Raw genomic sequence first — 18,788 nt, 5'->3', positions numbered from 1 at the left:
CTCCCGAAAAACCAAGGAGCCATCCCATGCCGGACACACTCGCCTTCGCCTCGGGCACGGCCCGCTTCGCCCTGCCGCATCTCTTCCCCGCGCAGGCGCAGAAGGAATTCGTCGTCAACGAATCGCTCGCGCGGATCGATGCCCTGCTCCACTGCGCGGTCGAAGGCGTGGCGGCCGAGCCGCCCGGCGAGCCGGCCGAGGGGGAATGCTGGATCGTCGCCGACACCCCCTCCGGCGCGTGGGCGGGCCGCGGCGGAGAGCTTGCCGCCTGGCAGGCGGGCGCCTGGCTGTTCGTCGCGCCGCGCGCGGGGATGCGCGTCTTCGACCGGGCCGGCGGCCACTTCCGCCTCTATCGCGACGGCGCGCCCCAGGGCTGGCAGGCGATCGATGCCGTCGCCGCACCCGCGGGCGGGGCGACGGTCGATAGCGAGGCGCGCGAGGCGATCGGTAACCTGATCGCAACGCTTGCCGCTGCAGGAGTTCTGCCGCCTGCCGAGTGAGGAACCCAATCGCGACTGGCGCGTTCGGGCGGGACAGGAGGGTCGTTTTCGATCAAGATTTCGGTCACAACAACCTAAAGCGAGGCATTCTTGCAACAGTTTGGGATGATTGGCCGCTTGCCTCCCTCTTGGGGAAAAGTTAGAAAACCCGCCACTCGGTGGCTTCAATTTCGCTAAAAAAGGGGAATTACATAATGCGGAAACTCGTCATAGGAATGGCGATGGCCTCTACGGCCCTTGCATCGCCTGCCCTCGCACGTGACGGCCAGTGGTACATCGAAGGCCAGGGCGGCCCGATGATCGTCGAAGATCTCGACTTCGACATCGTCGACGCCGATGGCGACGTGGTCGACACCGCGGGTGCCGATACCGACACCGGTTACGATTTCGGTGGCGTCGTCGGTTACGACTTCGGTGCCTTCCGCCTCGAAGCGGATGCCAGCTACCGTCAGGCTTCGATCGACCGCGTGACCGCGGCCGGCGAACAGTACGAGGCCGGTGGCGACGCCAGCGCCCTCTCGTTCATGCTGAACGGCCTGCTCGACTTCGGTGAAGACGACGGCCTGCAGGGCTTCGTCGGCGGTGGTGCCGGTGTCGCGCGCACCAGCATCGACGCCACGATCGGCGGCCCCGACATCCTCGACGATTCGGACACCGGCTTCGCATGGCAGGCTCTCGCCGGCGTGCGTGCGCCGCTGACCGACAGCATCGACGTCGGCCTGCGTTATCGCTTCTTCAACGCCCCCGACGTGACGCTGATCGACGCCGATGGCGGCGAACTGGAAACGCGTTTCCGCTCGCACTCGATCCTCGGCACGCTGACGTTCAACTTCGGTGGCGCCCCGGCCGCGCCGGCTGTGGTTCCGCCGCCGCCCCCGCCGCCGCCGCCGCCCCCGCCGCCCCCGCCGCCGCCGCCGCCGGCTCCGGTGTGCAACAAGGGCCCGTACATCGTGTTCTTCGAATGGGACAAGTCGGACATCACGCCCGAAGCTGCCACCATTCTCGACAACGCGGTTTCGGCCTACACGAACTGCGGCACGGCCTCGGTCATGCTCGCCGGTCACACCGACCGTTCGGGTTCGGCAGCCTACAACATGGGCCTGGCGGAACGTCGCAACGACTCGGTTCGCGAATACCTGACGGGCCGCGGTGTCCCGGGTGCGCGGATCTCCAGCGAAGCGTTCGGCGAAACGCAGCCGCGGGTCCCGACCGCGGACGGCGTGCGCGAACTCCAGAACCGCCGGGTGGAAATCACCTACGGTCCGGGTTCGGGCATGTAAGTTTCGCGAAAGCGAAGAACTCGGAAAGGGGCCGGAGCAATCCGGCCCCTTTTTCGTTAGAGGGCATGAATCACCGCAAGAGGAGATCGCTATGACCCGCACCGCCACCTTCACCAGCATCGCCGCCCTCGCCGCCTCGGCCGCGCTTGCCGGCTGCGTCTCGCCGACCGCGCCCGCGGCCGAAACCCTGGGTGTCGCCCAGCTCGCGAAGGCCGACGGCACGCCGGCGGGGCTGGCGCAGATCGTGGCCGTCGGCGATCAGCTGTCGATCAACGTCACGGCCAGCGGGATCGAGCCCGGCGCGCACGGTTTCCACCTGCACACGACGGGGGCCTGCCGCGCGCCCGATTTCACCTCGGCCGGCGGTCACCTGAACCCGACCGACAACGAACACGGCATGGAAAACCCCGATGGCAGCCATTTCGGCGACCTGCCGAACCTGCAGGTCGGCGCCGGGGGCACCGCATCGGCCTCCTTCGACCTCGGCCACGGGCGCGAGCGCGCGCTGGAATGGCTGTTCGACGCCGATGGCACGGCAGTGGTGATCCACGCAGGGGCGGACGACTATCGCACCAACCCGTCGGGCAATGCCGGGCCCCGCGTCGCCTGCGGCGTGCTCGAACGCGCCTGATCGGCGCGCCCGCCGCGCGGGCCGCCGCCACCGAACCGCCCGATGAAACGCAGCCGGGATGCGCCTATCGCGCGGTCCCGGCCGCTGCCGTCTGCTCGCCTCCTAAGACGCGGGATCGCGGATCAGGGAATCGGCTCCCCCGCCGCGCGCGCGCGCTCGACGACCGATGAAGCCGCAGCAGGCACCAGCTTGAGCGCCGCGATCAGCAGGACGAAGCCGATCGGCACGACGACCAGCGTCGACATGATCCCGAAGGAGAGGTCGTCGCCATTGGTGGCCGAGACGTAGCCGGCCATGAACGGCCCGATCCCCAGGCCGACAAGCGTGGTCGAGAGGAAGAACGTCGCCGTCGCCAGCCCCCGCATCCGCGGCAGGACGAGCGCCTGGCTGGTCGCTGCCGCTGCACCGAGGGCCGAGGCCGAAGTGAGCTGCGCGAGGAAGCTGGCGACGTAGAACAGCGGCAGGCTCGGCGTGTTGTAGGCGACCACCAGCGGCGGCACCGACGCCAGCAGGCCGAACAGGACCACCCAGATCCGCCCGGTCTGGAACCGTTCGAGCAGGTAGTCGGCCAGGCGCCCGCCCAGGATCACGCCGAGGAACCCGGCCACGGCCGACGGCGCGCCGAGGAACCAGCCGAGATCGCTCTTGTCCGCGCCCAGCGCCCGCTCGGCATAGGGCGCGCCCCAGTACGAGGCGGAATAGGCGATGAAGGCGACCGTGCCGTAGCCCAGCACGATCGTGAGAAAGGCCGGCGATCCCCACGTAAGCCGGAAAGTCGGCAAGTCGCGCGACTTGAGCGAGATCGCCCAGCTGAACACCGCGTAATAGCCGACGCCGAGGAACAGCCACTGGTCGGAAATTCCGGGCACGAGCGACGAGGTCGCCGGCACGGCGCGCGAGAGCAGGACCGCCGCGACCGCGAAGAACGCGGCGCCCGCCAGGTTGATGGCCAGCGCCGGCAGGCCGCGCAGCGCCGCGCCGATCACCGTGAAGGGCGGGATGACCTGGAGCAGCTCGTTGACGAAGCCGCGGAACGGATGCGGGTCTTCGGGCGTCGGCAGCCCGTCGATCGCGCCGCGCACCGGCTCGCGCAAGGTCAGGACCCACAGCGCCAGCAGGAGGCCGGGGATGCCGACGGCGAGGAAGGCCGCCTGCCAGCCGGCGAGGCCGAGCGGGCCGCCGTCGGGGTAGGCGGCGTTCCAGTTCTCCACCACCAGGCCGCCGATCAGCAGCGAGACGCCGCCGCCGATGTAGAGGCCCGAGGAATAGATCGCGAGGGCAGTCGCGCGCAACCGCGCCGGGAACCAGTCCGAAATCAGCGAATAGGCGGCCGGGCTGGCCGTCGCCTCGCCCACGCCGACGCCGATGCGCGCGACGGTGAGGGTCGCCGCGTTGCGCGCGAAGCCCGAGAGCGCCGTCATCGCCGACCACAGCGCCAGCCCCAGGCTCATCAGCCGGATCCGTTTCCAGCTGTCGGCCAGGCGGCCGAGCGGAATGCCGAACAGGGCATAGAAGACGGCAAAGGCAGTGCCGTAGAGGAAGCCGAGGTAATCGTCCTCCACCCCCAGGTCGAGCTTGATGTCGTTGGCGAGGATCGAGAGGATCTGCCGGTCGATGAAGTTGAGGACGTAGACGACCACCAGCACGCCCAGCGCGTACCAGCTGTAGGCCGGCACCTTGTCGTTGTCGGGAACGGCGCCCGACTGCGTCTGCGGTGCCTCAGCCTGTGGTTCGCTCATACGTTATCCCGTCCTCTATCCCCGCTTCTGCAAAACCCTTCTGCCGCAATCGGCAGCTGTCGCAAACCCCGCAGGCGAGCCCGGCGGGCGTGGGCGCGTAGCACGACCAGCTGATGCCGGTATCGAGCCCCAGCCGCGCGGCCTCGGCGGCGATCCGGGCCTTGGTCATGAACTGCAGCGGGGCGCGGATCGTCAGCGCGCTCCCCTCCGCCCCGGCCTTCGTGCCGATCCGGGCCATCCGTTCGAACGCGGCGATGAATTCCGGCCGGCAATCGGGATAGCCCGAGTAATCGAGCGCGTTGACGCCGATGAAGATCTGCTCGGCCCCGACCGTTTCGGCCCAGGCGAGGGTGAGCGAGAGGAAAACGATATTGCGCGCCGGCACGTAAGTGACCGGAATGCCCTCTTCCACGCCGCCGGTGGGCACGGGGATGTCGTCGGTCAGCGCCGAACCACCGAACACGGTCAGGTCCAGCGGCAGGATCACGTGCCGTTCGCATCCGAGCGCGTCGGCGACCTTTCGCGCGGCATCCAGTTCCACCCGGTGACGCTGCCCGTAATCGATCGTCAGCGCGTAGAGGCTGCGCCCCTCTTCGCGCGCGATGCCCCCGGCGACCATTGAATCGAGCCCCCCCGAAAGGAGGACGACGGCGCGGTTGCCGGCGGTCTGGCCCGGTGGCGATCCCATTGCGCCGGGCTAGGCAGAAATCGCCGCGGTGGCAATCACAACCATGGCCCCTCGCCCGCCGGCAGCAGCCGTCAGCGGCAGGCGCCGACCCGGCGCGCCTCGGCCGTGAACTGGAACGGGAGCCCGCGCACCATCCCCTGGCTCTGGATCTGGGCCAGCGTCGCGCTTTCGCGGCGGATGCTGGTGCGGCCATAGTTGCTGCCGCGGCAGGTATACTGGACCGTCACTTCGCTCGCGCCGTCCTCGACAACGTAGTGCGAGCAGTCGCCGCGCGGATGGCGCAGCTGGATCAGGTCGCGCCCGTGCCGCACGCAGACGCGCTGCCGTGCACCGTCTTCGCGCATGCGCAATTCCCATTCGCCGCTGTCGAGCCGGTCGAGCATGGCGAGACCGGGCGTCTGCGCCGCGGCCGGGAACAGCGTGCATCCGGCGCCGAGCAGCGCGGCAGTGGCCAGAGCCCTGGGGGCCATTTTCAATCCTCCCGACAGTTCGCGAAGCAGACTATTCATAAACCGCGCCTCCCGACAAGGCGTTGCACAGACGCGACAGGCCGTTCACGCCTCGATTTCGAACACTTTCGAGCAGAACGCGCAATCGACCAGGATTTTCCCGTTCGCATCGCGCATGTCGGCGCGGTCTTCCTCGGGAAAGCGCCCAAGGACCTGCCGGTAATGGTCGGCCGAGCAGCGGCAACCGCGCAAGACGTCGGGGCCGGGCTGGATCCTGACCTCGCTTTCCTCGTGAAACAGGCGCCAGACCAGCGCCTCCAGCGACAGGCCGGGATCGACCAGCTCCTCGTGCCGGGTGCTCCCCGCCATCACCGCGACGTGTTCCCATTCGGGGTGGTCCATGCGCACGTGCAGCCGCTCGCGCCCCTCCTCGCCGTCGGCCAGGTGCTGGATCAGCAGGCCGCCCGCGACGCAGCCGTCGTGCCCGGCGCGCGCAGCGACGCGGATCAGCGTCGGCACCTGTTCGGACTGCGCGAAATAGCTTTCGCAGGCCTCGGCCAGCGATTCGCCTTCCAGCGGCACGACCCCCTGGTAGCGGCCGCGCCCGCCGCTCATGTCGAAGGTGATGGCAAGGTAGCCTTCGCCGAACAGCGCCTCGAGCGACGGATTGGCGCCGAGCCGGGCGAGCCGCTCGCGGTCGAAATCGACGTAGCCGCGCAGTGCGCCGTCGCGATAGTCGCAGACCAGCAGGCGCACGACGCCCCCTTCGGTCTGGGCCTGCATCGTCAGCTGGCCGCTCTCGTCCTTGAGCAGGCCCCCGGTCAGCGTCGCGAGCACCAGCGCCTCGGCCAGGAGGTGGGTGATCGCGGGGGGATAGTCGTGCGCAGCGAGGATCGCGTCCACCGTGCGATCGAGCCGCACCGCCTTGCCGCGTGCGTCGCGCCCCGGGATGGTGAAGCCCAGCAGCTTGTCGGTATATGTCTCGGTCGCTTGCGTCATGGCCGCAATATGGGGCCTGCGCCGGGGAAAGTAAGGCGCGCGCCCGTCAGAGCCGGCCGAAGCACCAGAGCAGGACCGATTTCTGCGCGTGGATGCGGTTCTCGGCCTCGTCGAACACGACCGACTGCGGCCCTTCGAACACGCTCTCGCTCACCTCGTCGCCGACATGGGCGGGCAGGCAGTGCAGGAAGCGCGCGTCGTCCTTCGCGCGGGCCATCAGGGCCTCGTTCACCTGGAACGGCGCCATGGCCGCCAGCTTTTCCGCCGCGTGGTCCTGCCCCATCGACACCCAGGTATCGGTGACGACGACATCGGCGCCATCCGCCGCCGCCGCGGCATCGCCGGTCAGCAAGACCTGCGCCCCGCCCGCGCGCGCCAGCTCGACGAACTCGCTCTCCGGCTCGTAGCCCGGCGGAGTCGCGACGCGCACGTTGAAGCGGAACAGCCCGGCCGCCTCCAGCAGCGAGTGCAGCACGTTGTTGCCGTCGCCGAACCACGCGAGTTCGAGACCGGGCAGCGGCTTGCCATGTTCGATCACCGTCAGCAGGTCGGCCACCGTCTGGCACGGGTGCGAGCGATCGGTCAGCCCGTTGATGACCGGCACGCTGGCATGACGGGCCATCTCCTCCGCCTTGGCGTGGTCGTCGGTCCGCAGCATGATCGCATCGCACATGCGGCTGAGCACGCGCGCGGTATCGGCGATCGATTCGCCGCGCCCGAGCTGGCTCGATGCCGAATCGAGCACCAGGGCCGAACCGCCCAGCTGGCGCATGGCGATATCGAAGCTGACGCGCGTGCGGGTGGAATTCTTCTCGAACACCATGGCGAGGACATGGCCGGCCAGCGGCGCATCGGCATCGGCCCGGCCGCGCGGCCAGTCGGCCCGGGCCGCCTTGCGCCGCTGGGCATCGTCGATCATCGCCGCGAGGGCATCGGCCCCCGCATCGCACAAGTCGAGGAAATGCCGCACCGCCATCACCCGGCCTCGGGGACCTGGTAATCCGCCGCGCCGGCCGAAAGTTTCTCGAAGAACTCGTCGATCTCGGCATCGCCGATCACCAGCGGCGGCAGGACGCGCAGCGTGTTGTCGCCCGCGGCGACGGTCAGCAGCCGGTGCTTGTCGCGCAAGTGGACGAAGAACGGGCGGCTTTCGACCTTCATCCGGATGCCGAGCATCAGGCCGGTCCCGCGGACCAGCTCGAACAGCTCGGGATAGTTGCCGATGAACTGTTCGAGCCGCGAGCGGATCCGCTCGCCCTTCTCGGTCACTTCGGCGAGGAACTCGTCGTTCGCGACCGCGTCCATTACCGCCATGCCGGCGGCCATGGCCAGCGGGTTGCCGCCATATGTGGAACCGTGGGTGCCGAACGTCATGCCGCGCGCGGCCTTCTCGGTCGCGAGGCAGGCGCCGAGCGGGAAGCCCCCGCCGATCCCCTTCGCCGTGGCGAGGATGTCGGGATCGATGCCGTAGTGTTCGTGCGCGTAGAGCTTGCCCGTGCGGGCCACGCCCGACTGCACTTCGTCGAGGACCAGCATCAGGTCGTGCTCGTCCGCCAGGCGGCGCAGCCCGGTCATGAATTCCTGCGAGGCGGGACGGATGCCGCCCTCGCCCTGGATCGGCTCGACCAGGAATCCGGCCGTGGCCGGGCCGATCGCCGCCTCTGCGCCGGCGAGGTCGTCGAACTCGACGTAGCGGAAGCCGCCGAGGAGCGGGGCGAACCCCTTGTGCATCTTTTCCTGGTTGGAGGCGCTGATCGTGGCCATCGTCCGGCCGTGGAAGGCGTTGGTGAAGGTGATCAGCTCGTGCCGGTCCTCGTTCCCGCCGGCCTGGTGATAGGCGCGCGCGGTCTTGATCGCGCACTCGACCGCCTCGGCCCCCGAATTGGTGAAGAAGACGGTATCGGCGAACGTCTTGTCCACCAGCCGCTGCGCCAGGGCCTCGCCCTGGGGGCTGCCGTAGAGGTTCGACACGTGCATCAGCGTCGCCGCCTGGCGCTGGATCGCGCCGATCAGCCCTTCGTGGCTGTGGCCGAGGAGATTGACCGCGATGCCGCTCGCGAAATCGAGATAGCGGGTGCCGTCCTCGTCGATCAGGTGGCAGTGGTCGCCGCGCACGGGGCGCACTCCGCAGCGCGGATAGACAGGCATGAGCGGCGTGATCGACATCGGCGGTTCCTTCGCGATTCGGCAGTTGGGAAACGACAAATGGCGGCCCCGCAGAGCCGCCATTCGCACCGTTTAGGTTCTTGCATTCGCCCGGTCAAACGCCGGGCGGAAAGCTGGCAGGTCAGCCCTGAACGGGCACCAGGTTGACCGCCGAGTACTTGCCTCGTCGATCGACCTCGAGATCGAATTCGTACCGTTCGCCCTCGTTGATGGCGGACAGGCCCGAGCGTTCGACCGCGCTGATGTGCACGAAGGCATCGGGCTGGCCATCGTCGCGCACGAGGAAGCCGAAGCCCTTCATCGAGTTGAAGAACTTGACCGTGCCGGTGGCCTTTTCGCCGGTCAGCTCGCGCTGAGGCGCGCCACCGCGATCGCCGCCGCGCGCCTGCACGGGAACCACGTCGCCCACGATCTGCAGGTCCTGCGCCGAAATCTTCCCGCCGCGATCGACGAGGTTGAATTCGAGCTCCTGCCCTTCGCCCAACCCCTGGAGGCCGGCACGCTCGACCGCGCTGATGTGCACGAACACGTCCTCGCCGCCGCTTTCCTGCTGGATGAAGCCGAAGCCCTTCTGGCTGTTGAAGAACTTTACCGTGCCCTTGCCGGTGCCGACGACTTGCGCGGGCATGCGGTTGAAACCGCCCCCGCCGCCACCGCCGCCGCGCGGACCGCCCCGGTCGCCGCCGAAGCGATCGCCGCCACCGCCGAAACGGTCACCGCCACCGAACCGGTCGCCGCCGCCGAAACCACCCTGGCCGAAATCTCCGGGAGGTCCACCACCGAAGGGATCGAAACCGTCTTCACCGAAACCATCGCGCTTGTCGCGTCCGCGACCCCGGCGGCCTCTATCATAACCCATAACCAACAACGTACCTTCGCACCGCCCCTAGCAATTCCATGCCTCGCGGGCGGGCGGGTCCCTGCGAGGTCATGTGGTGTCCGAACCGCGCAGATCCCGCCGGTATCCCCACCTGTCAGAAGCCGATCATAGCGCAGAAAGCGATCCTGCGCGAACGATTTAACGGCTCGCCCCTCGATGAAGCAAAATTGTGACATTTTCGCATTGCCGAGCGGCTTGCACGCCACCCGGGCTTGAGGCATCAGCCGGGCATGGACATCGTCGCACTTCTCTCCGACCCCGCCGCCTGGGCAGCCCTGCTGACGCTCATCGCGCTCGAGGTCGTGCTGGGCGTGGACAACCTGATCTTCATCGCGATCCTTTCGAACAAGCTGCCCGAACACCAGCAGCAGCGGGCGCGCCGGATCGGGCTGACGCTGGCGCTCGTCATGCGAATCGGCCTGCTGATGCTGATCGGCTGGATCGTGACCCTGCAGACGCCGCTGTTCGACCTGGGCCTGCAGGGCGCGCCCAATGCCTATGGCGAGCCGAGCTTCGAAACCGCCTTCTCCGGCCGCGACCTGATCCTGCTGGTCGGCGGGCTGTTCCTGCTGTGGAAGGCGACCAAGGAAATCCACCACTCGATGGAGCCGGAGGACAATTCGGGCGACCTGCTGGACAAGACGCCCGGCGTGGCCGACGCGGCCAAGGCCACTTTCGGCACGGTCATCGCGCAGATCGTGGCGATCGACATCGTGTTCTCGGTCGATTCGATCCTCACCGCGGTGGGGATGACGGACGAGATCCCGATCATGGTCACCGCCGTCGTCATCACCGTCGCGGTGATGATGGTCGCCGCCGACCCGCTGGCCCGCTTCATCGAGAAGAACCCGACGCTGGTCATGCTGGCCCTGGCCTTCCTGGTCATGATCGGCCTCGTCCTGATCGCCGACGGCTTCGGCTTCCACGTTCCCAAGGGCTACATCTACGCGGCCATGGGCTTCTCGGTCGGGGTGGAGATCCTCAACATGATCCAGCGCAAGCGCCGCACCGCTGCGCCGAAGGGAGATGCCGGATGACCGGTTTCCGCCGCCTGAGCGAGACAGTCTTCGCCAGCCCCCAGATCACCCCGGACGACATCGCCGCGGCGCGCGAGGCCGGGGTCACGCTGGTCATCAACAACCGCCCCGACGGGGAGGCCGAAGACCAGCCCCCCGGCGCCCGGATAGAGGCCGCCGCGCGCGAGGCGGGGATGGATTACCGCGCGATCCCCGTCGGCGGGGCCGGCTTCGGAGAACCGCAGGTGGAAGCGATGGCAGAGGCGCTGGAAAGCGCCCAAGGGGCGGTTCTCGCCTATTGCCGGTCGGGCACGCGCTCCACTCTGCTATGGTCGCTCGCCCAGGCACGCGCCGGCCGCGACCCGGAAGAGATTGCGGCCGCCGCGCAGGCCGCGGGATACGACGTGGCCCCGGTGCGCCCGGCGATCGACATGCTCGCGGCGCGCGCCAGGGGCTGACCCGGCCGGACGCCCGCCCCATCGCGTTCAGGCCCGGCCCGCTTTCAGGTCCGGCTCACTCTTAGGCCCCGCCCGCTTGCCGGCCGGGCCTGCGCCGGCGTTACTTGCGGTAATCGAGCGGCGGGTCGCGGTCGCCCAGCAGGGAGCGATATTCGTATCCTTCGCCGCGGGCCGCGGTGAACTCGGCCCGCGCGCGTTCGCGCAGGTCGGGGTTGGTGAACAGCTCGATCGCGGCAAGCGTCATCGCCTTGGCCGCCACTTGCGCGCCCTTGAAACCGATCGTCGTCCCGCTGGCCGCTGCCGATTGCCACGAATGGGCCGCGGTGCCCGGCACCCAGGTCGCCGTGCGCACGCCCACGGTCGGGGTCGCCCACGACACGTCGCCCACGTCGGTCGAGCCATAGCCGAGCGAAGTCTCGTAAGGCTGGATCTCGCTGGCGACCGCCAGCGGCCGGGCCGCCTCGCCCAGGCTGGCGGCCAGTTCCTCCGCCCAGGCGCGTTCCTGCGGCGTATATTCGATCCCGCCGACCTGGCGCAGCTTGGCGTCCATCATCCGGGCCAGCGACTGGTTGACCAGCAGCGGGTTGTTGCCGTGGATCACCTCCCACTCGACCCGGGTTCCGGTGCCCATTGCCGCCCCTTCGGCCGCGGCCTCGAGCCGTTCCCACATCGCCTCCACCTCGGCCGGGTCGGAATGGCGGACGTAATAGAACACTTCGGCGAAATCGGGGATCACGTTGGGCGCGGTGCCGCCTTCGGTGATGACGTAGTGGATGCGCGCGTCCATCGTCGTGTGTTCGCGCATCATGTTGACCATCATGTTCATCGCCTCGACCCCGTCGAGCGCGGAGCGGCCCTGCTCCGGCGCGCCCGCGGCATGGGCGGAGCGGCCGTGGAAGCGGAACTTGGCCGAACGGTTGGCGAGGCTGGTGTTGGCCGCGGCGCTGTTCTCGTCGCCGGCGTGCCAGTGGATCGCGAAATCGGCATCGTCGAACAGGCCGGCGCGGGTCATGTAGACTTTGCCCGATCCGCCTTCCTCCGCCGGCGTGCCGTAGAAACGGACGCGCCCCGGGGTGCCCGTCGCGTCCAGCCACTGCGCGATCGCGATCGCCGCGGTCAGCGAGCCGGCCCCGAACAGGTTGTGCCCGCAGGCGTGGCCGGCGTGGAGCCCGGCGACCGGCTCGCGGGTCGGCGCGTCGGACTGGCTGATCCCGGGCAGGGCGTCGAATTCGCCGAGGATCGCGATCACCGGGCCGCCGCTGCCGTATTCGGCGACGAACGCGGTCGGGATATCGGCCACGCCCGCGGTGACGGTGAAGCCGTTAGCGGCCAGCTCCGCCTGGAGCAGCTCGCTCGACCGGGTTTCCTGATAGCCGACTTCCGCCCATTCCCACAGCTGGCGCGCAACCCGCGCGGTGCGATCGTACTGGGCATCGACCGCGCCGACGGCATCGAACTGTTCGGCCAGGGCCGGCCGGGGGGCCGACAGCACCAGGGCCCCGGCAAGGGCGGTCAGAAGGGCGGCTTTCTTCATCTGTCTCTCCTCGTTGCCGCAAGCTCTAGGTTCGAAGCGCAAGGCTGGCAACGCCCTCGCTCGACAGGCCGGCGGACAGGTGGCAAACCCGCGCGGATGGAGATCGACGTCCTGCTGCAACTGGGGGCCTCTGCGCTGGCGATCCCGGCGCTCGCGGCGCTCGCGCACAGGCTGGGCCTCGGGGGCGAGCCGCGCATTCGCGACGCGGCCCATGCCCGCGCGCTGGCCGAAGAGGCGATCGACGGCTTCGACGCGCAGGACATCGCCCTCGACCGCGCCGGGCAGGCGGCACTCGTGCGCGGGGGCGACGGGCGGGTCCTGCTGCTGCGCCGCCACGGCGCGCGCTTTGCGGGGCGGCTGGTGACCGGGCACGGCGACGTCCGGCTCGATCGCGACCTGCTGTTCGTGGCAACGGCGGATCGGCGCTTCGGCAGCGTCGCGCTCGACCTCGGCCCCGCGGCGCCGCGCTGGGCCGCCAGCCTCAGGAGGCTTTGAGCCGTCGCGATGCTCGATTTTTCTCCCGTCGATTACGCGATCCCGGCCTTTGTCGCGCTGGTCCTGGTGGAAATGCTCTGGGCGCGCCGGCACCGGCCCGATGCCTACGAAGCGCGCGACACGCTGACCAGTCTCGCGCTCGGCCTCGGCAGCACGGTCGCGGGCGTGCTGTTCGGCGGGGCCGCGCTGATGGCGTTCTTCGCGGCCTACGAATACCGGCTGCTCGATATCGGCTGGGCCTGGTGGGCCTGGGCGCTGTGCTTCGTGCTCGACGACCTCGCCTATTACTGGGTCCACCGCACGGGCCACCGCGTGCGCTGGTTCTGGGCCAGCCACGTCAATCACCATTCCAGCCAGCACTACAACCTCAGCACCGCCCTGCGGCAGACCTGGACCGGGGCCTTCACGCTGGGCTTCGCGTTCAAGCTGCCGCTCGTCCTGCTCGGGTTCCATCCCGGCATGATCGCGATCTGCGCGGGCTTCAACCTCGTCTATCAGTTCTGGATCCATACCGAGGCGGTCGGACGCATGCCCCGCTGGTTCGAGGCGGTGATGAACACCCCGAGCCATCACCGCGTGCACCACGCCACCAACCCGCGCTATCTCGACCGCAACTATGCCGGGGTCTTCATCGTCTGGGACAAGCTCTTCGGCACGTTCGAGCCTGAGCACGCCGGCGAACCGATCCGATACGGCATCGTGCGCCAGCTCGGCTCGTTCAACCTGCTGTGGGCGGCGTTCCACGAATGGGCGGCAATGCTCGACGACATCCGGCGCGCGCCCTGGCGGCACAAGCTTTCCTATCTCCTGCGCGCCCCGGGCTGGTCGCACGACGCAAGCCGCGAGACGAGCGACGAGATGCGCGCCCGGTGGCGCGCGCGGAAGGAGCGCGCGCTATCGGGCGAGCAAAAGGTATCAAACGAAAACCCGATTGCAGTCGAGGGCGAGGCTGCCTAACCCTGTCTCCCGGGAGAGGAGAGGGTATCATGGAATTCGATGTCATCGTGATCGGTGGCGGCAGCGCGGGCAGCGCGGTCGCCGGGCGGCTCGCGGCCGAGGGCACGCGCAGGGTCTGCCTGCTGGAGGCCGGGGGGACCAACGACAATTTCCTGGTCAAGACGCCGGGGATGATGCCCTTCCTGCCCAAGGCGGCGAACTACCGCTACGACACCGTGCCCCAGAAGGGGCTGAACGGGCGCACCGGCTACCAGCCGCGCGGCCGCGGCCTGGGCGGATCGAGCGCGATCAACGCCATGCTCTATATCCGCGGCCACCGGTGGGACTACGACAACTGGGCCGCGCTGGGTTGCACCGGCTGGGCTTACGACGATGTCCTGCCCTTTTTCCGGCGGGCGGAGAACAACGCGCGCGGGGCGAGCGATTTTCACGGCGACGACGGGCCGCTGCATGTCTCGGACCAGAAGTGGCCCAACCCCGGCAGCCTGGCCTTCATCGAAAGCGCCGCCGCGCTGCAATTGCCGCGCAACGACGATTTCAACGGCGCGAGACAGGAAGGCTTCGGCCTCTACCAGGTGACCCAGAAGGGGGGCGAGCGCTGGTCCGCCGCGCGCGCCTATGTCGAGCCGCTGCGCGAACGGGAAAACCTCGCGATCCTGACCGGCACGCTGGTCGAACGGCTGGTGATCGATCAGGGGCGGGTCACCGGGGTCGCCATCCGCCGCGGATCGCGCCGCGAAACGCTGCACGCGCGGGGCGGGGTCGTGCTGTCCGCCGGTGCCTTCAACAGCCCGCAGGTGCTGATGCTGTCGGGGATCGGCCCGGGCGATCACTTGCGCGACCGGGGCATTGCCGTGGCGCTCGACCGGCCGGCAGTGGGCAGCGACCTGCAGGACCACATCGACTACGTATCGAGCTGGGAGACCGAGAACCGCGACTTCATCGGCGACAGCCTGGCCGGCACCTGGCGCATGGTGAAGGCGATCGTCGAACATCGACGGCACCGGACGGGGGCGATGACAACGCCCTATGCCGAGGCCGGCGGATTCTGGCGGGTCATGCCCGATGCGCCCGCCCCCGACGTGCAGTGGCACTTCGTGCCCGCCATGCTCGAGGACCACGGGCGGACCAAGGTGAAGGGCCACGGTTTCTCGCTCCACGCCTGCGTCCTGCGGCCCGAGAGCCGGGGCACGGTGCGGCTCGCGTCCCCCGATGCCGCCGACGCGCCGCTGATCGATCCCAACTTCCTCGACAACGAGGCCGATATTGCCACGCTGCGCGCGGGCGTACGCCTGTCGCACCGCATCGTCGATACGCCGCCGATGCGCGACTATCGCCCGAAAGACCGCTACCCGGTCGATCTCGACGACGACGCGGCGCTGGACGACCTTATCCGCAACCGCGCCGACACCGTCTATCACCCGGTCGGCACCTGCCGCATGGGCGCCGACGACGACGCCGTGGTCGATCCGACGCTGAAGGCGAAAGGGATCGAGGGCCTGTGGGTCGCCGATGCATCGGTCATGCCGCGCCTCGTCAGCGGCAACACCAATGCCCCCAGCATAATGATCGGCGAACGCTGCGCCGACTTCGTCCGCGCGGCCCTCGCCTAGCCGCCCGGCGCCATCCCCGCCCGGCGCCGCCCCACCCCACGAACAAAAAATGGGCCGGAGCGGCTGGCCCCGGCCCATAAAGGCGGTGTTCGCAGGAGGAACACGGGAAGGCGGGGGCGCCGCTGGAGAGGAGAGAAGGCGGCGCCCCCGCCGAACTGGTGATCAGGTCGCCCGGGCGAATTCCGGGTAGGCCTCGATGCCCGTCTCACCAAGGTCGAGACCTGCCATCTCTTCCTCTGCACTCGGGCGCACGCCGATGATCGCCTTGAGGGCGAACCAGACGATGGCCGAGGTCGCGCAGACGAACAGGCCGGTTGCGACCACGCCGGTGATCTGCGCCACGAAGGGCACTTCGGTGTTGGTCAGCGGCACGGCGAGCGTGCCCCAGATACCGGCGATCAGGTGGACCGGGATGGCGCCGACGACGTCGTCGATCTTCAGCTTGTCGAGGATCGGGACGAAGATCACCGGCAGCGCGCCGCCGATCCCGCCGATGACGATCGCCATGCCGACATTGGGCGTCAGCGGTTCGGCGGTGATCGCGACGAGGCCGGCCAGCGCGCCGTTGAGCGCCATCGTCGTGTCCGCCTTGCCATAGCGCAGCTGGGTGAAGATGATTGCCACCACGACGCCGGCCGCGGCCGCCATGTTGGTGTTGACGAAGATCTTCGACACGTCGGACACGTCGCCCACGGTGCCCATCGCGAGCTGCGATGCGCCGTTGAAACCGAACCAGCCGAGCCACAGGATGAAGGTGCCCAGCGTGGCGAGCGGAATGCTCGAACCCGGGAACACGGTCATGCCCTTGTCGGTGTAGCGGCCGAGACGCGGGCCGATGATCAGCGCGCCCATCAGCGCGGCCCAGCCACCGGTGGAGTGAACCAGGGTCGAACCGGCGAAGTCGGAGAAGCCCATCGCGTCGAGCCAGCCGGCGCCCCATTCCCAGCTCACGATAACCGGATAGATGAAGCCGGTCAGCAGCGTGACGAAGATGAAGAACGGCACGATCTTGATGCGTTCGGCCACGGTGCCCGACACGATCGAGGCGGTCGTGGCGCAGAAGACCATCTGGAAGAACCAGTCCGACGCGACCGAATAGCCGGTGCCCGTGTCGGCTTCACCCACGCCCTGCATCCCGTAAGGGAAATCGGCGATACCGAAGAAGCCGCCTTCGAAGCCCGGATAGGCGATCGAATAGCCGATCACCCAGAACATCAGGCCGGCGATCGAATAGAGGCCGATGTTCTTCAGGCACTGGACCGAGACGTTCTTCGAACGCACGAGCCCGGCCTCGAGCATGGCGAAGCCGGCGGCCATCCACATGACGAGGAAACCGCCGATCAGGAACAGCAGCGTGTTGAAGATATAGGCCGTGCCGCCCGATACCGCCTCGACGGCCTCGGGAACGGCGGCCTCCTGCGCCAGGGCAGGTGCGGACGCGAGCACCCCGGCCAGGGCCAGGGGCGCGGAATAGAGAAGTTTGCTGGTCATTTGCGATAGCCCCCTCAAAGCGCGGTGTCGCCGGTTTCGCCGGTGCGAATGCGCGTGGCGCTGGCAAGGTCGACGACGAAGATCTTGCCGTCGCCGATTGCCTCGGTGCTGGCGGTTTGCTGGATGGTCTCGACCACTTGCGGCGCCAGGTCGTCGCTGGCGGCAATCTCCAGCTTCACCTTGGGCAGCATGTTGGTCGAATACTCGGCGCCCCGGTAGATCTCGGTCTGCCCCTTCTGCCGGCCGAAGCCCTTGACTTCGGTAACGGTCATTCCGGCCACGCCGACGCCCGCCAGTGCCTCGCGCACTTCGTCGAGCTTGAACGGTTTGATGATGGCGATGATGAACTTCATCGATCCCCCCTGGTTGGTCGCCGGAACCCCCCGGCCCGCCAGAGTGTGCAAGGCGCGTGCCAGACACGAAATTTCGTGTCTTTCCAGCCGCCGGCCGCGCAAGGGACGCGCTTCCAGGCGCATGGAAGTGCCTACGTAATAGGCAGCGATTATTTGTTAGGCATATCCAGCCGCGCCCAGACCGGGAGGTGGTCCGAAGCCTGCGCCGCGAGGGCGCTGTGGTGAACCCGGGCTTCTTCGGCCTGCCAGTGCTCGGTCGTCACGATCCGGTCGAACCGGGCGACGGGGCGCCGGCTGGGGAAGCTGCGCCCCGGGTCGAGAACCCGCCAGCCGCCGGCGAATTCGCGCATCGCGCCGGTCCGCGTGCCCCACTGGTTGAAATCGCCCATCAGCACGGTCGGGCAGGCGGGCTCGCACTGGCGGTGATGGTCGAGGATCGCCTTGACCTGGTCGCGCCGCCGCAGGCCCGAGAGGTCGAGATGGGTACCGATCACCCGCACCCGCATGCCGTGGCAGTCGAGATCGGCCCGCACCGCGCCGCGCGGCTCCAGCGTGGGCAGGTCGAGCGGCTCGGCATCGAGCACGTCGAACCCGCGCCGCACGAGAATGGCATTGCCGTGCCAGCCGAGGCTGCGCGGACGGCGGGCGAGCGCGACCGGCTTCCACGGCGTGTCGTCCAGCGCCGCGCGCGCGATCACGCTCGCGCGGTCGCCGATCCGCCGGTCCACTTCCTGCAGGGCGATGATGTCGGCATCGATCTCGCGCAGGACGGCGATGATCCGGTCGGGATCGCGCCGCCGGTCGAGCCCGACCGCCTTGTGGATGTTGTAGCTCGCGAAAGTCAGCTGCACGCGGGGAAGAACGCCTGTCAGGCCGGTCCGGTGCCCGGCTCCCCGGCGATATAGCGATCGGTCGGGCGCGCCGGCAGCCCGTCGATGCTGCGCGTGCGCCGGCCGGCCTTCTCGGCCCAGGTCTGCGGGTCCGCCTGGGCGTGATACTTCACCAGCGTCGCCCGTTCCTTCTCGAACTCCATCAGCGGCACGCCCCAGCCGCAGCTCGTCTGCACGCTTTCCACCGCGATGTCGAAGATCTGGCGCGTCCCGGGCAGGAGCGTGAAGTGGCCCGCCAGCGCATCCCAGTCGGGATCGGCCGGCAGGACCGGCCGCCCCCGGCCGTAGATCCGCAGGATCAGCGCCGGCTGCTCGAAATTGCAGAACATCACCGTGATGCGCCCGCCCTCGCCGTCGTCGTCGGCCAGGAGGTGGGCATTGGTCTCGTTCCCCGACCCGCCGAGATCGAGGTAGGCCACCCGTTCCGGCGAGAGGACGCGGAACGAATCGAGCCCCTTGGGGCTGAGGTTGATCCGCGCCCCTTCGGCGGCGGTGGCGACGAAGAACACCGGCTGCTTCGCGATCATCGCGATGTGCGCTTCGGTGAGCGTTTCGGTGAAGTCGGCCATGGAAGGCGGTCTACCGCAGCTTCCCCGTCCCGTCACCCCTGGCCGCGCGCGGGCCCGGCGCCGAAGCCGGGCGATCGCGG

Annotated in this window: 20 protein-coding genes; 8 read left to right on the top strand and 12 right to left on the bottom strand. The window is 68.9% G+C overall.

Going from position 1 to position 18,788, the window contains the following annotated elements; genetic code table 11:
• Positions 1–26 precede the first annotated feature (26 nt).
• The 3 genes from T8T98_RS16040 to T8T98_RS16030 all read left to right on the top strand — a co-directional run bounded on the left by T8T98_RS16040 (position 27) and on the right by T8T98_RS16030 (position 2,411).
• Positions 27–500: a DUF2793 domain-containing protein gene (locus T8T98_RS16040; RefSeq protein ID WP_251104479.1), complete on the top strand. Its 474-nt coding sequence runs from the start codon at positions 27–29 to the stop codon at positions 498–500.
• A 194-nt stretch (positions 501–694) separates the two neighbouring features.
• Positions 695–1,780 carry an OmpA family protein gene (locus tag T8T98_RS16035; RefSeq protein ID WP_160733340.1) on the top strand — a complete coding sequence of 362 codons (1,086 nt, stop codon included), beginning with the start codon at positions 695–697 and terminating at the stop codon, positions 1,778–1,780.
• Between the two features lie 91 nt (positions 1,781–1,871).
• Positions 1,872–2,411 (top strand): superoxide dismutase family protein, encoded by a 540-nt coding sequence (locus T8T98_RS16030; protein WP_251104480.1) that lies wholly within the window; start codon positions 1,872–1,874, stop codon positions 2,409–2,411.
• Positions 2,412–2,533: 122 nt separating this feature from the next.
• Here T8T98_RS16030 and T8T98_RS16025 read toward each other — a convergent pair whose 3' ends face one another.
• From T8T98_RS16025 to T8T98_RS15995, 7 genes are all read right to left on the bottom strand, one after another.
• The gene (locus T8T98_RS16025) at positions 2,534–4,150 is read right to left on the bottom strand and encodes a spinster family MFS transporter (protein WP_251104481.1); all 1,617 of its coding nucleotides are present in this window, start codon (positions 4,148–4,150) and stop codon (positions 2,534–2,536) included.
• Positions 4,131–4,838 carry a 7-cyano-7-deazaguanine synthase QueC gene (gene queC, locus T8T98_RS16020; RefSeq protein ID WP_160733343.1) on the bottom strand — a complete coding sequence of 236 codons (708 nt, stop codon included), beginning with the start codon at positions 4,836–4,838 and terminating at the stop codon, positions 4,131–4,133. The genes T8T98_RS16025 and queC overlap by 20 nt, the downstream gene beginning before the upstream one ends.
• 71 nt (positions 4,839–4,909) lie before the next feature.
• A complete protein-coding gene (locus tag T8T98_RS16015; protein ID WP_322295761.1) occupies positions 4,910–5,347 on the bottom strand; it encodes a DUF3617 domain-containing protein in 438 nt (145 codons plus the stop codon).
• A 45-nt stretch (positions 5,348–5,392) separates the two neighbouring features.
• Entirely contained in the window at positions 5,393–6,286 is an 894-nt protein-coding gene (gene hslO / locus T8T98_RS16010; protein WP_251104483.1) for an Hsp33 family molecular chaperone HslO, read from the bottom strand.
• A 46-nt stretch (positions 6,287–6,332) separates the two neighbouring features.
• A complete protein-coding gene (argF, locus tag T8T98_RS16005) occupies positions 6,333–7,262 on the bottom strand; it encodes an ornithine carbamoyltransferase (RefSeq protein WP_251104484.1) in 930 nt (309 codons plus the stop codon).
• Positions 7,262–8,452 (bottom strand): aspartate aminotransferase family protein, encoded by a 1,191-nt coding sequence (locus tag T8T98_RS16000; RefSeq protein ID WP_251104485.1) that lies wholly within the window; start codon positions 8,450–8,452, stop codon positions 7,262–7,264. The genes argF and T8T98_RS16000 overlap by 1 nt, the downstream gene beginning before the upstream one ends.
• 121 nt (positions 8,453–8,573) lie before the next feature.
• The gene (locus T8T98_RS15995) at positions 8,574–9,311 is read right to left on the bottom strand and encodes a cold-shock protein (RefSeq protein ID WP_160733347.1); all 738 of its coding nucleotides are present in this window, start codon (positions 9,309–9,311) and stop codon (positions 8,574–8,576) included.
• A 251-nt stretch (positions 9,312–9,562) separates the two neighbouring features.
• Between T8T98_RS15995 and T8T98_RS15990 the strand changes: the two genes are divergently transcribed.
• Positions 9,563–10,369 carry a TerC family protein gene (locus tag T8T98_RS15990; RefSeq protein ID WP_251104486.1) on the top strand — a complete coding sequence of 269 codons (807 nt, stop codon included), beginning with the start codon at positions 9,563–9,565 and terminating at the stop codon, positions 10,367–10,369.
• On the top strand, positions 10,366–10,806 hold the full coding sequence (locus T8T98_RS15985) for a TIGR01244 family sulfur transferase (protein ID WP_251104487.1): 441 nt from the start codon (positions 10,366–10,368) through the stop codon (positions 10,804–10,806). The genes T8T98_RS15990 and T8T98_RS15985 overlap by 4 nt, the downstream gene beginning before the upstream one ends.
• A gap of 100 nt (positions 10,807–10,906) precedes the next feature.
• Here T8T98_RS15985 and T8T98_RS15980 read toward each other — a convergent pair whose 3' ends face one another.
• Entirely contained in the window at positions 10,907–12,340 is a 1,434-nt protein-coding gene (locus tag T8T98_RS15980) for an amidohydrolase (protein ID WP_251104488.1), read from the bottom strand.
• Between the two features lie 96 nt (positions 12,341–12,436).
• Here T8T98_RS15980 and T8T98_RS15975 point away from each other — a divergent pair, with 96 nt between their 5' ends.
• From T8T98_RS15975 to T8T98_RS15965, 3 genes are read left to right on the top strand one after another with little or no spacing between them, the layout of a single operon-like run.
• Positions 12,437–12,835, top strand: coding sequence for a hypothetical protein (locus T8T98_RS15975; protein ID WP_251104489.1), 399 nt, complete (start codon positions 12,437–12,439; stop codon positions 12,833–12,835).
• Between the two features lie 9 nt (positions 12,836–12,844).
• Positions 12,845–13,792, top strand: a complete 948-nt coding sequence (locus T8T98_RS15970; protein WP_251104490.1) for a sterol desaturase family protein — start codon at positions 12,845–12,847, stop codon at positions 13,790–13,792.
• 26 nt (positions 13,793–13,818) lie between these two features.
• Complete coding sequence (locus T8T98_RS15965; protein WP_251106020.1) at positions 13,819–15,405, top strand: GMC family oxidoreductase; 1,587 nt, start codon at positions 13,819–13,821, stop codon at positions 15,403–15,405.
• A 162-nt stretch (positions 15,406–15,567) separates the two neighbouring features.
• Here T8T98_RS15965 and T8T98_RS15960 read toward each other — a convergent pair whose 3' ends face one another.
• The 4 genes from T8T98_RS15960 to T8T98_RS15945 form a co-directional block, all read right to left on the bottom strand.
• On the bottom strand, positions 15,568–16,896 hold the full coding sequence (locus tag T8T98_RS15960) for an ammonium transporter family protein (RefSeq protein WP_160733352.1): 1,329 nt from the start codon (positions 16,894–16,896) through the stop codon (positions 15,568–15,570).
• Positions 16,897–16,910: 14 nt separating this feature from the next.
• The gene (locus tag T8T98_RS15955) at positions 16,911–17,249 is read right to left on the bottom strand and encodes a P-II family nitrogen regulator (RefSeq protein ID WP_160733353.1); all 339 of its coding nucleotides are present in this window, start codon (positions 17,247–17,249) and stop codon (positions 16,911–16,913) included.
• A 149-nt stretch (positions 17,250–17,398) separates the two neighbouring features.
• Complete coding sequence (locus tag T8T98_RS15950) at positions 17,399–18,100, bottom strand: endonuclease/exonuclease/phosphatase family protein (RefSeq protein WP_251104491.1); 702 nt, start codon at positions 18,098–18,100, stop codon at positions 17,399–17,401.
• A 17-nt stretch (positions 18,101–18,117) separates the two neighbouring features.
• Positions 18,118–18,708 carry a pyridoxamine 5'-phosphate oxidase family protein gene (locus T8T98_RS15945; RefSeq protein WP_251104492.1) on the bottom strand — a complete coding sequence of 197 codons (591 nt, stop codon included), beginning with the start codon at positions 18,706–18,708 and terminating at the stop codon, positions 18,118–18,120.
• Between the last annotated feature and the right edge of the window lie 80 nt (positions 18,709–18,788).

It is taken from the genome of Pelagerythrobacter marinus (assembly GCF_034375205.1).
Lineage (GTDB): Bacteria > Pseudomonadota > Alphaproteobacteria > Sphingomonadales > Sphingomonadaceae > Pelagerythrobacter > Pelagerythrobacter marinus.
This window is presented reverse-complemented; position numbering and strand designations above follow the sequence as displayed.

Coding starts and splice junctions, on each gene's coding strand:
- T8T98_RS16000 (WP_251104485.1), bottom strand. CDS start 8,452: ATGTCGATCACGCCGCTCATGCCTGTCTATCCGCGCTGCGGAGTGCGC.
- T8T98_RS15995 (WP_160733347.1), bottom strand. CDS start 9,311: ATGGGTTATGATAGAGGCCGCCGGGGTCGCGGACGCGACAAGCGCGAT.
- queC (WP_160733343.1), bottom strand. CDS start 4,838: ATGGGATCGCCACCGGGCCAGACCGCCGGCAACCGCGCCGTCGTCCTC.
- T8T98_RS15980 (WP_251104488.1), bottom strand. CDS start 12,340: ATGAAGAAAGCCGCCCTTCTGACCGCCCTTGCCGGGGCCCTGGTGCTG.
- T8T98_RS15970 (WP_251104490.1), top strand. CDS start 12,845: ATGCTCGATTTTTCTCCCGTCGATTACGCGATCCCGGCCTTTGTCGCG.
- T8T98_RS16030 (WP_251104480.1), top strand. CDS start 1,872: ATGACCCGCACCGCCACCTTCACCAGCATCGCCGCCCTCGCCGCCTCG.
- T8T98_RS16035 (WP_160733340.1), top strand. CDS start 695: ATGCGGAAACTCGTCATAGGAATGGCGATGGCCTCTACGGCCCTTGCA.
- T8T98_RS15975 (WP_251104489.1), top strand. CDS start 12,437: ATGGAGATCGACGTCCTGCTGCAACTGGGGGCCTCTGCGCTGGCGATC.
- T8T98_RS15945 (WP_251104492.1), bottom strand. CDS start 18,708: ATGGCCGACTTCACCGAAACGCTCACCGAAGCGCACATCGCGATGATC.
- T8T98_RS16015 (WP_322295761.1), bottom strand. CDS start 5,347: ATGAATAGTCTGCTTCGCGAACTGTCGGGAGGATTGAAAATGGCCCCC.
- T8T98_RS16040 (WP_251104479.1), top strand. CDS start 27: ATGCCGGACACACTCGCCTTCGCCTCGGGCACGGCCCGCTTCGCCCTG.
- T8T98_RS15990 (WP_251104486.1), top strand. CDS start 9,563: ATGGACATCGTCGCACTTCTCTCCGACCCCGCCGCCTGGGCAGCCCTG.
- T8T98_RS15985 (WP_251104487.1), top strand. CDS start 10,366: ATGACCGGTTTCCGCCGCCTGAGCGAGACAGTCTTCGCCAGCCCCCAG.
- T8T98_RS15960 (WP_160733352.1), bottom strand. CDS start 16,896: ATGACCAGCAAACTTCTCTATTCCGCGCCCCTGGCCCTGGCCGGGGTG.
- argF (WP_251104484.1), bottom strand. CDS start 7,262: ATGGCGGTGCGGCATTTCCTCGACTTGTGCGATGCGGGGGCCGATGCC.
- T8T98_RS16025 (WP_251104481.1), bottom strand. CDS start 4,150: ATGAGCGAACCACAGGCTGAGGCACCGCAGACGCAGTCGGGCGCCGTT.
- hslO (WP_251104483.1), bottom strand. CDS start 6,286: ATGACGCAAGCGACCGAGACATATACCGACAAGCTGCTGGGCTTCACC.
- T8T98_RS15955 (WP_160733353.1), bottom strand. CDS start 17,249: ATGAAGTTCATCATCGCCATCATCAAACCGTTCAAGCTCGACGAAGTG.